The 12,346-nt window shown below is 61.3% G+C and carries 8 protein-coding genes; 7 read left to right on the top strand and 1 reads right to left on the bottom strand.

Features of this window, described 5'->3' with window-relative positions; translation table 11 throughout:
- Positions 1-124: 124 nt before the first annotated feature.
- The 7 genes from HCI85_RS04565 (at position 125) to HCI85_RS04595 (ending at position 11,516) form a co-directional block, all read left to right on the top strand.
- Positions 125-1,459, top strand: a complete 1,335-nt coding sequence (locus HCI85_RS04565; protein ID WP_167142452.1) for an imelysin family protein — start codon at positions 125-127, stop codon at positions 1,457-1,459.
- 234 nt (positions 1,460-1,693) lie between these two features.
- Positions 1,694-3,109, top strand: coding sequence for a di-heme oxidoreductase family protein (locus HCI85_RS04570; RefSeq protein ID WP_167142455.1), 1,416 nt, complete (start codon positions 1,694-1,696; stop codon positions 3,107-3,109).
- A gap of 10 nt (positions 3,110-3,119) precedes the next feature.
- A complete protein-coding gene (locus tag HCI85_RS04575) occupies positions 3,120-4,181 on the top strand; it encodes an imelysin family protein (protein ID WP_167142459.1) in 1,062 nt (353 codons plus the stop codon).
- A 9-nt stretch (positions 4,182-4,190) separates the two neighbouring features.
- Positions 4,191-5,300: a DUF1513 domain-containing protein gene (locus tag HCI85_RS04580; RefSeq protein ID WP_176600625.1), complete on the top strand. Its 1,110-nt coding sequence runs from the start codon at positions 4,191-4,193 to the stop codon at positions 5,298-5,300.
- Positions 5,301-5,489: 189 nt separating this feature from the next.
- Complete coding sequence (locus HCI85_RS04585; RefSeq protein ID WP_167142465.1) at positions 5,490-7,115, top strand: methyl-accepting chemotaxis protein; 1,626 nt, start codon at positions 5,490-5,492, stop codon at positions 7,113-7,115.
- A gap of 189 nt (positions 7,116-7,304) precedes the next feature.
- A complete protein-coding gene (locus tag HCI85_RS04590) occupies positions 7,305-8,441 on the top strand; it encodes an efflux RND transporter periplasmic adaptor subunit (RefSeq protein WP_167142468.1) in 1,137 nt (378 codons plus the stop codon).
- Positions 8,442-8,468: 27 nt separating this feature from the next.
- Positions 8,469-11,516 (top strand): multidrug efflux RND transporter permease subunit, encoded by a 3,048-nt coding sequence (locus tag HCI85_RS04595; protein ID WP_167142471.1) that lies wholly within the window; start codon positions 8,469-8,471, stop codon positions 11,514-11,516.
- A gap of 59 nt (positions 11,517-11,575) precedes the next feature.
- Here the strand turns inward: HCI85_RS04595 and HCI85_RS04600 are convergent, their stop codons facing one another.
- Positions 11,576-11,800: a hypothetical protein gene (locus HCI85_RS04600; RefSeq protein WP_160085435.1), complete on the bottom strand. Its 225-nt coding sequence runs from the start codon at positions 11,798-11,800 to the stop codon at positions 11,576-11,578.
- Positions 11,801-12,346 lie beyond the last annotated feature (546 nt).

The following is a 12,346-nucleotide window of genomic DNA, read 5'->3' on the forward strand; positions in this document are numbered from 1 at the left end:
GCCCACAGCTCGCAGTGAAAAAGCTGCATTGACCCTTTGCGCAAAATGAAAATCTTTCGCATTATGTTTCGGTTTTTGTACCCGCTTGCGTGGGTGCTTACTCTCACCAGCAAAGGATTCCGCCATGCTCCGTATGCCCCTGGCCTCTGCCAGCCTGCTCGCCATCGCCATCTCACTCGCCGGTTGCGGTGAAGACAAAGCGCCAGCCACCCAAGCTGCCGCACCTGCTGCCAGCAGCGCCAGCGCCCCGGCAGCCGCCACCAGCCAAGTCGATGAAGCCGCCAGCAAAGCGGTGGTCAGCCACTACGCCGACCTTGCCCTGGCCGTATTCAGCGATGCCGCCAGCACCGGCAAAACCCTGCAAGGCGCCATCGATGCCCTGCTCGCCAACCCGAGTGACGACACCCTGAAAGCTGCCCGCGAAGCCTGGCTGGCTGCCCGTGTGCCTTACATGCAGACTGAAGTGTTCCGCTTCGGCAACGCCGTGGTCGACGATTGGGAAGGCCAGCTGAACGCCTGGCCGCTGGACGAAGGCCTGATCGACTACGTCGCCAAGGACTACCAACACGCCCTGGGCAACCCAGGCGCCAGCGCCAACATCATCGCCAACACCGAACTGCAGGTCGGTGAAGACAAGCTCGATGTCACCACCATCACCCCGGAACTGTTGGCCAGCCTGAATGAGCTGGGCGGCTCCGAGGCCAACGTCGCCACCGGCTACCACGCCATCGAATTCCTGCTCTGGGGCCAAGACCTGAACGGCAGCGGCCCAGGTGCCGGCGAGCGTCCAGCCAGCGATTTCGTCGTGGGCGAAGGCGCCACTGGCGGCAACAACGAGCGTCGCCGCGCCTTTATCAAAGCCGCCGCAGACCTGCTGGTCAGCGACCTCGACGCCATGGTCGTGCAGTGGCAAGCCGGCAAAACCGACAACTACCGCGCCACGCTGGAAGCCGACACGGCTGAAAACGGCCTGCGCAAGATGCTGTTCGGCATGGGCAGCCTGTCCCTCGGCGAACTGGCAGGCGAGCGCATGAAGGTCGCACTGGAAGCCAACTCCACCGAAGACGAGCACGACTGCTTCAGCGACAACACCCACAACTCGCACTTCTACAACGGCAAAGGTATTCGCAACGTTTACCTGGGCGAATACAAGAAGGTCGATGGCACCACCCTGACCGGCCCAAGCCTGTCGTCGCTGGTAGCCAAGGTTGACGCCGCCGCCGACAGCACTCTGAAAGCCGACCTCGAAGCCACCGAAGGCAAGCTGCAGGCTCTGGTCGACAGCGCGGGCAACGGCAAGCACTTCGATCAGCTGATCGCTGCCGACAACGCCGAAGGCCAGCAGATCGTTCGTGATGCAATCGCCGCGCTGGTCAAACAGACCGGCGCAATCGAGCAGGCCGCTGGCAAGCTGGGTATCAGTGATCTCAATCCGGATACCGCTGACCACAGCTTCTAAGCGCGTAGGACTTGCTGCGCGCTGGCGATACTGCGTTGAAAACAGCCTTGTCTCGTTCTAGCTCGCGAAGTCCGAAAATTTGTAGTGCATAAAAAGCCGCGACTCCTAAACCGGAGCCGCGGCTTTTTAATGCCTGCGACCTTTGACCGCCAGCGATAATGCAAATCCGTCTTATTTAAAACTGATCAGACTGTTAAGATCAGCCGCCTGTTTTTCTGCTGCGGATGTCCTTTCATGTTTGCGCCGCATCGCGTTGCGCTGCTGTTGGCCTTGGGCCTGAGCTTGGTCGCCTGCGATAAAACCCCACAGTTCACCCATGCCGAGCCTGGCGAAGCCCTGTCTGCGGGCAGCACTACCGTGCGCAAGGCAGATCAGAACGCCTTCTCCCTGCCATCCGCCAACCTGTCACCGTCACGCCGCCTGGATTTCAGCGTCGGCAACAGTTTCTTCCGCAATCCCTGGGTCACCGCACCGGCCACTACCACCGCGCGCGATGGTCTCGGCCCGCTGTTCAATACCAACGCCTGCCAGAACTGCCATATCAAGGACGGTCGCGGCCATCCGCCAGCGCCTGATGCGATCAGCTCAGTGTCAATGCTGGTACGCCTGTCGATTCCTGCCGGCAGCGAACATGCCGAGATTATCCAGCGCCTCGGCGTGCTCGCCGAACCCTCCTACGGCGGCCAACTGCAGGACATGGCTAATCCAGGCGTCGCGCCAGAAGGCAAGGTACGCGTCAGCTACAGCACACAGCAGGTCAGCTTTGCCGATGGCGAGCAGGTCGAGCTGCGCAAGCCCAACCTGGAAATCAGCCAGCTCGGTTACGGCGCCCTGCATCCCGACACGCTATTTTCCGCACGCATCGCACCGCCGATGATTGGTCTGGGTCTGCTGGAGGCCATTCCCGAAGCAGCCATTCTGGCCAATGCCGACCCCGAAGACAGCAATGGCGATGGCATCTCCGGTCGCGCCAACCAGGTCTGGGAGCGTGAGCAACAACGCACGGTACTCGGTCGTTTTGGCTGGAAGGCCGGCCAGCCCACGCTCAATCAGCAGAATGCCGAAGCCTTTGCCAATGACATGGGCCTGACCAGCACGCTGATCGCCCATGACAACTGCACAGCAGCGCAGGCGGACTGCATCAAAGCGCCTCACGGCGGCGAGCCAGAGGTCAGCGACAATATCCTCGCCAGCGTGCTGTTCTACACCCGTAACCTCGGCGTGCCGGCACGCCGCGGCGCCGATACGCCGCAGGTGCTGGCCGGCAAAAACCTGTTCTTCCAGGCCGGCTGCCAGGGCTGTCACACCCCGCAATTCACCACCGCTGCCGATGCTGCCGAGCCCGAACTGGCGAATCAGCTGATTCGCCCCTACAGCGACTTGCTGCTGCATGACATGGGCGAAGGCTTGGCAGACAACCGCCCGGAGTTTCTCGCCAGCGGCCGCGAATGGCGCACCCCGCCACTCTGGGGCATCGGCCTGACTGAAACAGTCAACGGCCACACCCAGTTCCTGCATGATGGCCGCGCCCGCAACCTGCTGGAGGCCATTCTCTGGCACGGTGGCGAGGCCAAGGCAGCCAAGCAGCAGGTCATGACTTTTAATGCCGACGAGCGCGCCGCGCTGTTGGCTTTTCTGAATTCGTTGTAAGGAGCCGCAGATGATCCGCTCACCCCTCACGCTCGCCCTGCTCAGCCTCACGCTTACCGCCTGCAGCCCAAGCGATCCGCAGCAGCAGGTCAGCCGCGCACTCACCGATGGCGTATTGCTACCGATCTACAGCGCCTGGAGCGAAGCTGACCGCCAGTTGGCCGCCAGCGGCCAAGCCTTCTGCGCTGGCCAACAGAATCTCGCCGAGGCCCGCCAGGCCTTTGCCAGCGCGCAAAGCGCCTGGGCAGCCGTGCAACCGGTGGCCTTCGGCCCACTGGCGGAAGGCAACCGTGCCTGGCAGGTGCAGTTCTGGCCGGACAAGAAGAACTTGGTAGCGCGTCAGGTTGAGACGTTGGTCAACAGCAAACCCGAGCTGACTCCGGCCGATCTGGATAAATCCAGCGTCGTGGTGCAAGGCCTTACCGCCTATGAATACCTGCTGTTCGACCCGGCCATTGATCTGAACGTCGCCGAGCAGAAAGCCCGCTACTGCCCGCTGATCGTTGCCATCGGTCAGCACCAGCAAGTCCTCGCCGCCGATGTGCTAAGCCAGTGGCAAGCCAAGGACGGAATGGCCGCGCTGCTCAAGGACTTCCCCAACGCGCGCTACGCCGAAGCCCCGGAAGCGGTGGCCGAACTGCTGCGCACCCAGGTCAGCGCCATCGACGGACTTAAGAAGAAACTCGGCACGCCACTCGGCCGCCAGAGCAAAGGCCAACCGCAGCCCTATCAGGCTGAAGCCTGGCGCAGTAACGCCAGTTTGACCAACCTCGCTGCCAGCCTGGCCAGCGCCGAACGCATCTGGCTGGGCGCCGAACAGGATGGCATCCAGGCGCTGCTCGGCAGTGATCACGACGCACTGAAACAACGCATCAACGCCGCCTACAGCGACACCCGCCAGCGCCTGGCTGCCGCCCAGCGTCCGCTCGGTGAGCTGCTTAGCGACGAAGCCGGCCGCGCCGAGGTCAACGCCCTGTATGACAGCCTGAATGTGCTGCATCGTCTGCATGAATCCGAGCTGGCCAAGACCCTGGGCATCCAGCTGGGCTTTAACGCTCACGACGGTGACTGAGTCATGCAGATCAATCGCCGTGCCTTTCTAGGGCTGAGCATCGCTGCTGTTGCCGCTACAGCAGCGGCCGCCGGCACTTACGGTGGCTGGACGCTGATGCACAGCGGCGCGCAGCCGCTATTGCTGTCGGCACGTAACGACAGCGCCGGTAAGCACTTCGCGGTCGGCTACCGACTGGATGGCAGCCAGGTATTCGCCACTCAGGTGAACGAGCGCTGCCACGATGTCATTGGCCACCCTTTTCTGCCGATGGCGCTGTTTGTCGGTCGCCGTCCAAGCACGCAAAGCTACCTGATCGACACCCGTGACGGTCGTCTGCTGCAAACCGTTCACTCACCCGAACAGCGCCATTTCTATGGTCACGCGGTGTTCCATAAGGATGGCGAATGGCTGTACGCCACCGAGAACGACACCTCCGATCCCGGTCGCGGTGTACTGGGCGTTTACCGCCTGCAAGGCGAGCAATTGCAACGTGTAAGCGAACTGTCGACTCACGGCATCGGCCCGCACCAGCTGCTCTGGCTGCCCGACGGTGAAACCCTGGCGGTGGCCAACGGCGGTATCCGCACCGAGGCTGACAGCCGGGTGGAAATGAACCTCAACGCCATGGAGTCCAGCCTGGTGCTGCTGCGCCGCGACGGCAGCCTGGTCAGCAAGGAGCAATTGCCGGAACGGATGAACAGCGTGCGTCACATGGCCGTGGCCAACGACGGCACACTGGTCACCGGCCAGCAATACATGGGCGAACTCAGCGATGCGGTGCCGCTGTTGGCGATCAAACGCCCTGGTCAGCCCTTCCAGCATTTCCCCGTGGCCGACGCACAACGCCAGCTGATGAGCCAGTACACCGCCAGCGTGGCGATTCACAGCGAGCTACGCCTGCTGGCATTGACCGCCCCACGCGGCAACCGGGTATTTATCTGGGACCTTGACAGCGCCGAGCTGCGCCTGGACGCGCCGCTGGCTGATTGCGCCGGTGTTGGGGCCGTGGCGAATGGCTTTGTGGTCAGCAGCGGCGTCGGGCGCTGCCGCCTGTACGACTGCCGCAATCCCCAAATCAGCAGCACCCCACTGCACCTGCCGGCTGGCCTGTGGGACAACCACTTGCGCCTGGTTTAACACCGTCAGCTAAACCTGTAATACGCCTGCGGCACGCTAAAGAACGCTGCCGCAGAGCCGATCTATACTCCTGACTAGCTGCTGCTTCCGGCAATCCGGCCCAGCTGGTACCAGTCGATAGGGATCTTCGCAGTTTGGGCGCGCTCAGCGTCACTGGCATCCCGCCTTCCACACTCAGGGGTATCACCCATGTTTCTGCAAAAATCCTTGCGCGCGCAGATTCTCGCCTTACTTGGCGGCAGTCTGGCGCTGATTCTGGTCACGGCACTGGCCTGCTTCAGCTTTCTGTCCAATGGCATGCAGGCCTACCGCGGTCTACTTGAGGGCCCACTTGAAGCGTCGTCCCTGATCGACTCGACCAACCTGAACTTCAAGACCCAGGTACAGGAATGGAAAAACGTTCTGCTTCGCGGCAGCGACAAGGCGCAACTGGACAAATACTGGGGCCAGTTTGAAGCGCAGGAGCGCAAGGTTCAGGACTTACTGGGCCAATTGAGTGAATTGGCCAACAACGATCGCGCGCTGAAGAGCAAGGTTGACGCTCTGCGCAGCGAGCACCAGACGCTCGGCGCCAACTACCGCAAGGGACGTGATGCCTTTGTCGCAGCCGGCGGCGACGCTGCGGTGGGTGACAAGGCAGTGTCAGGCATTGACCGCAATACCGCCCAACAGATGGAAGCCCTGTCCAGCGAGCTGCATAAGCAGAGCCTGGAGCAAGCCGGCCTGATCAATGCCTCGGCCGACCGCACCATCACCTTTGGCACCCTGCTGATGCTGGGGGCCACCGTGGTGATCGCGCTGTTCAGCCTGTGGCTGGTCAACCGTAACCTGATCAACCCGATCCGCGAGCTGATCGAGCACATTGCCCAACTCAGCCAAGGTAACTTCGGCCAGCATGTCGACGCGACCCGTCAGGATGAGCTGGGCAAGCTGGCCATTGCTGCGAACATTCTGCGTGACTTCCTCTCGGACACCTTCACCCGCCTCAAGCGCAGCACGGCTGATCTAGACATTGCCAGCGGCGAACTCAACTCCATCGCCACGCTGATGGCCCAGGGCACGCGTGAACAGTTTTCGCGCACCGACCAGGTCGCCACCGCCATGCATGAAATGTCTGCCACGGCCCAGGAAGTCGCGCGCCATGCCGCCGAAGCCGCCGGCGCCGCCGATGCCGCTGACAGCGCCGCGCGCCAGGGCGAAACAGTGATGCAGGCCACCATCAAGACCATCACCGACATTCGCGGTGAGATCAGCAACACTTCGGAGGTGATTCGTCGCCTGGAAGCCGACAGCGGGCGCATCGGCAAAGTGCTGGAAGTGATTCGCGGCATAGCCGAGCAAACCAACCTGCTCGCGCTTAACGCCGCCATCGAAGCGGCGCGTGCCGGCGAACAGGGCCGCGGCTTTGCCGTGGTGGCGGATGAAGTACGCACCCTGGCCCAGCGCACCGCCGAGTCGACGGCAGAAATCCACCAGATCATCGACACTGTGCAGACTGGGGCGGTGAATGCCGTGCGCGCCATTGAAAGTGGTCAGAGCCGCAGCGAGGAAGGTGTAACCCAGGTGACCCAGGCCGGCGCCACGCTGCAGTTGATCACCAGTGCGGTGGAAGCCATTCGCGACATGAATCGGCAAATCGCCACTGCCGCCGAAGAACAGACCTCGGTAGCCGAAGACATTTCGCGCAACCTGACCGAGATCACCGCAATTGCCACTGCCAACCAGGAAAACGTGCAACGCACCGAAAGCGCCGGGCAAAACCTGCACGTCCTCTCTGGGCAGCTGAATGAAGTCACCCAACGCTTGAGTGCCTGACACCCGGCCAGCGCACAGCAAAATGCCAGCCGATGCTGGCATTTTGCTTAATAGCGCCTTGAACCTTGAGGCAACATTTGCACAACAATGTTTTGCAAATGCGAATCTTTGACAGGCCCCTGCGCGAGGTCTAATGTGCCCCTCTTGCCTATTCCCAGGCCTCTATCCGCCTCGCCAAGGATCCGGAATATGTTGCTCCGCCGTATGCTCTTTATGCTCGGCGCAGTACTCGTCGTGGTACTCGCCCTCGCCGCCTACAAAGGCTTCTCCATCTACCAACAAGTGCAGATGTTCTCCGCACCGCAGCCGGCCATCAGCGTCGACGCCGCGACGGCAGAAGAACGTCCATGGCAGGGTCGCCTGCCCGCTATCGGCACGCTCAAGGCTTTTCAGGGCGTTGACCTGACTGTGGAAGTCGGTGGCACGGTGCAGCAAGTGCTGTTCCGTTCCGGTGAGCAGGTCAGCCTGCAACAACCCCTGATCCAGATGGACAGCGATGTCGAGCAGGCCAGCCTAGGTACTGCCCAGGCCGAACTGGGCTTGGCCCGCGTTGAATACGAGCGCGGTCGCAGCCTGGTCAATCGCCAGAGCATCTCGAAAAGCGAGTTCGACCGCCTGTCCGCCAGCCTGCAGAAGGCCAATGCCAGCGTCGCCCAGCTGCAAGCGCAACTGGCGAAGAAACGCATCCTCGCGCCCTTTGCCGGCACCATCGGCATCCGCCAGGTGGATGTCGGTGATTACCTGTCCTCCGGCACCACCATCGCCACCCTGCAGGACCTGAGCAAGCTCTACGTCGACTTCTTCCTGCCCGAACAGGCAGTGCCTAAGCTGGCCGTGGGCGAGCGTGTGCGCTTCAGCGTGGCGGCGTACCCGAGCGAGATGTTCGAAGGCGAAATTGCCGCGATCAACCCCAAGGTCGAAGACACCACGCGCAACGTGCAGGTCCGCGCCATGTTGATCAACCCGGACAATAAATTGCTGCCCGGGATGTTCGCCAACCTGGAAGTGCTGCTACCGGGTGAGCAGAACCTGATCGTCGTGCCGGAAACGGCCATTACCTACACCCTCTACGGCAACTCGGTGTACGTGATCGGCGAGAAGAAGGGGGAAGACGGCCAGGTAGTCAAAGACGACAAAGGCCAGGCCGAACTGGTGGTCGAACGCCGCTTCGTTGAGACCGGCGAGCGCCGCGAAGGCCAGGTGGTGATTCTCAAAGGCCTGCAGGCCGGTGAGCAGGTGGTGTCTGCCGGCCAGCTGAAGCTGGATAACGGCGCCCACGTCAGCATCGCCAATGCCCTTGTCGAGGCCAAGCCGAGCGTCGAGTAATCGAGCACGGCACACAGGAACTTATTTATGGCTTTTACTGATCCCTTTATCCGTCGCCCGGTATTGGCGACCGTGGTCAGTCTGTTGATCATCCTGCTTGGCTTCCAGGCATTCAACAAACTGACCATCCGCCAGTACCCGCAGATGGAAAACGCCCTGATCACGGTGACCACGGCTTACCCCGGGGCCAATGCCGAGACCATCCAGGGCTATATCACCCAGCCGCTGCAGCAAAGCCTGGCGAGCGCCGACGGCATCGACTACATGACTTCGGTGAGCCGGCAGAACGTGTCGATCATCTCGATCTATGCGCGCATCGGTGCCAACAGCGACCGTTTGTTCACCGAACTGCTGGCAAAAGCCAACGAGGTGAAGAACCAGCTGCCGCAGGACGCCGAAGACCCGGTGCTGAGCAAGGAAGCCGCGGACTCCACGGCGCTGATGTACATCAGCTTCTACAGCCAGGAACTGAGCAACCCGCAGATCACCGATTACCTGTCGCGAGTCATCCAGCCCAAGCTGGCCACCCTGCCTGGCATGGCCGAAGCTGAGATTCTTGGCAACCAGGTCTTTGCCATGCGCCTGTGGCTCGACCCGGTGAAAATGGCCGCCTACGGCGTGACCGCCGGCGACGTGAATGACGCGGTGCGTAAATACAACTTCCTCGCCGCAGCCGGTGAAGTGAAGGGCGAGTACGTGGTCACCAGCATCAACGCCGAAACCGACCTGAAATCGGCCGAGGCCTTTGCCGCCATCCCGCTGAAAACTGTTGGGGACAGCCGCGTGCTGATCCGCGATGTGGCGCGGGTGGAAATGGGCGCGGAAAGCTACGACGCGATCAGCTCCTTCGACGGTACGCCATCGGTGTACATCGCCATCAAGGGCACGCCGGGGGCCAACCCGCTGGACGTGATCAAGGAAGTGCGCAAGGTCATGCCGGACCTCGAAGCGCAGCTGCCGCCCAACCTGAAAGTCTCCATCGCCTATGACGCCACGCTGTTTATACAGGCCTCCATCGACGAAGTGGTGAAGACCCTTGGCGAAGCGGTGCTGATCGTCATCGTGGTGGTGTTCCTGTTCCTCGGTGCGTTCCGCTCGGTACTGATCCCGGTGATCACCATCCCGCTGTCGATGATCGGCGTGATGTTCTTCATGCAGCTGATGGGCTACTCGATCAACTTGCTGACCCTGCTAGCCATGGTGCTGGCCATCGGCCTGGTGGTGGACGACGCCATCGTCGTGGTGGAGAACATTCACCGGCATATCGAAGAAGGCAAAACGCCATTCGATGCGGCCATTGAAGGCGCCCGCGAGATCGCCGTGCCGGTGGTGTCGATGACCATCACCCTGGCGGCGGTATATGCACCTATCGGCTTCCTCGAGGGCCTTACCGGCGCGCTATTTAAAGAGTTTGCCCTGACCCTGGCCGGTGCGGTGATTATCTCCGGCATCGTGGCCCTGACCCTGTCACCGATGATGTGCGCCAAGCTGCTGCGCCATGAGGAGAATCCGTCGGGCCTGGCGCACAAGCTCGACCAGATTTTCGACGCACTCAAGAAACGCTACCAGCGGGCGTTGCATGGCACCCTGGATACCCGTCCGGTGGTGCTGGTATTCGCGGTAATCGTCATGTGCCTGATTCCGGTACTGCTCAAGTTCACCAAGAGCGAGCTGGCCCCAGAAGAAGATCAGGGCATCATTTTCATGATTGCCAGCGCACCGCAACCGACCAACCTGGAGTACCTGAACAAGTACACCGACGAGTTCGTGAGCATCTTCAAGGAGTTCCCGGAGTACTACTCCTCGTTCCAGATCAACGGCTTCAACGGTGTGCAGTCGGGTATTGGCGGCTTCTTGATGACGCCGTGGAACGAGCGCGAACGCACCCAGATGGAGATTCTCCCGGAGGTGCAAGGTCGCCTGTCGCAGATCGCCGGCCTGCAGATCTTCGGTTTCAACCTGCCGTCCTTGCCGGGTACGGGTGAGGGCCTACCGTTTCAATTCGTGATCAACACACCCAACGACTACCAGTCGCTGCTGCAAGTGACCGAACGGGTCAAGCAACGCGCCGTGGAGTCCGGCAAGTTCGCCTTCCTCGACGTCGACCTGGCCTTCGACAAGCCGGAAGTGGTGGTGGAAATCGACCGCGAAAAAGCTGCGCAGATGGGCGTGTCCATGGAAGACCTCGGCCTGACGCTGGCGAGCCTGCTCGGTGAAGGTGAGATCAACCGGTTCACCATCGACGGCCGCAGCTACAAGGTGATTGCTCAGGTCGAACGCGCCTACCGCGACAACCCGGAGTGGCTCGGCAGCTACTACGTGAAGAGCGAAAGCGGCGCGATGTTGGCCCTGTCGACACTGGTCAAGGTCAGCGACCGTGCGCGGCCGACCCAGCTCAACCAGTTCCAGCAGCTCAACTCGGCGATCATCCAGGGCGTACCCATCGTCAGCATGGGTGAAGCCGTCGAGACGGTAACGCAGATCATGCTGGAGGAAGCCCCAGCCGGTTATGCCTACGACTTCGCCGGTGCGTCGCGCCAGCTGGTGCAGGAAGGCAACGCGCTCTACATCACCTTCGGCCTAGCCCTGGCGCTGATCTTCCTGGTGCTGGCGGCACAATTCGAGAGTTTCCGCGACCCACTGGTAATCATGGTCACGGTGCCGTTGTCGATCTGTGGCGCGCTGATTCCGCTGTTCCTTGGCCTATCGAGCATGAACATCTACACCCAGGTGGGCCTGGTCACGCTGATCGGTCTGATCACCAAGCACGGCATCCTGATTGTCGAGTTCGCCAACCAGCTGCGCCGCGAAAAAGGCCTGTCGCGCCGTGAAGCGGTCGAAGAAGCGGCGGCGATTCGCCTGCGTCCGGTGCTGATGACCACTGCGGCGATGGTCTTCGGCATGGTGCCGCTGATCCTGGCAACCGGTGCTGGTGCAGTCAGCCGCTTCGACATCGGCCTGGTGATCGCCACCGGCATGTCGATCGGCACGTTGTTCACCCTGTTTGTACTGCCCTGCGTGTACAGCCTGCTGGCGCAGCCCGATGCGCCACCGACAACGGCCAAAGCCCACTAACCAAAAAGCCCTGCAATGCAGGGCTTTTTTCTGTCTATCGAATTTTCATGTCAGCAGGCTCAACCTTGTGAACGGGCGCCCTGAGAGAGGCTGAACATAAACAGCAGCAGGTCCTGGTCCGGTTTTAGCACCTCGGCCGTTCGCGCCTGGGGCGGCAACGGACAGTAGCCGCGCTCGTTGAGGGTGATGACCTGGGGGCTGGCTTCCTGCCAAGCCGCCGCCGCGAGCGAGGCCACGCTGAGCGCGGTCACCAGGAACAAACCTCGTGCGATTTCTAGCTTCATCACTGCAACCTCTTGATAGCGCTGCCAAACGCTGTTTGTAGACCCTAGATCACTGTTAACCACCGCGCCGTATTGGGCGACAAGTGGTCGTTACTGCCGGACACTGCCGGCAATGCCATTCTGATCATCCTGATCCACACGCAGCCATTCAGCAGGCCAAGCTTCGGGCCAGATTCGCACCGTTGGTTCAATCGTTGAGCAAACCAAGGATAGGGATCGCATCACCGCACCTGGCGGTAACACCCTCACAGTCACTTAATTGCCCAATTGCATCAGCGTGGTGCGCAATAGAACCTGTGGTTTTAAAACAATCGCAGGCAAAACCGTAACCGGCACAATCTCCAACCATCCATTGAAAACGGCGTGGTAGAGCACATCCAGGTGAGGTCAAAACACGGAGCGACCATGCGTAGCAGCAGCACAGCGCAGATTGACAAGCTCCAGTCCGGGAGCGCGCATCACACAAAGCAATTGGCGTACCGCTTTGCCGCGAGAGGCTGTTATAGCCGAGAAAAATGAAAACCCCGTGACAGGCACGGGGTTTTC

It is taken from the genome of Pseudomonas sp. OTU750018 (genome assembly GCF_011636575.1).
Lineage (GTDB): Bacteria > Pseudomonadota > Gammaproteobacteria > Pseudomonadales > Pseudomonadaceae > Aquipseudomonas > Aquipseudomonas peli.

Bases quoted from the DNA above. Each gene is read 5' to 3' on its own strand.
- HCI85_RS04595 (WP_167142471.1), top strand. From the start codon at position 8,469: ATGGCTTTTACTGATCCCTTTATCCGTCGCCCGGTATTGGCGACCGTG.
- HCI85_RS04570 (WP_167142455.1), top strand. From the start codon at position 1,694: ATGTTTGCGCCGCATCGCGTTGCGCTGCTGTTGGCCTTGGGCCTGAGC.
- HCI85_RS04565 (WP_167142452.1), top strand. From the start codon at position 125: ATGCTCCGTATGCCCCTGGCCTCTGCCAGCCTGCTCGCCATCGCCATC.
- HCI85_RS04575 (WP_167142459.1), top strand. From the start codon at position 3,120: ATGATCCGCTCACCCCTCACGCTCGCCCTGCTCAGCCTCACGCTTACC.
- HCI85_RS04585 (WP_167142465.1), top strand. From the start codon at position 5,490: ATGTTTCTGCAAAAATCCTTGCGCGCGCAGATTCTCGCCTTACTTGGC.
- HCI85_RS04590 (WP_167142468.1), top strand. From the start codon at position 7,305: ATGTTGCTCCGCCGTATGCTCTTTATGCTCGGCGCAGTACTCGTCGTG.
- HCI85_RS04600 (WP_160085435.1), bottom strand. From the start codon at position 11,800: ATGAAGCTAGAAATCGCACGAGGTTTGTTCCTGGTGACCGCGCTCAGC.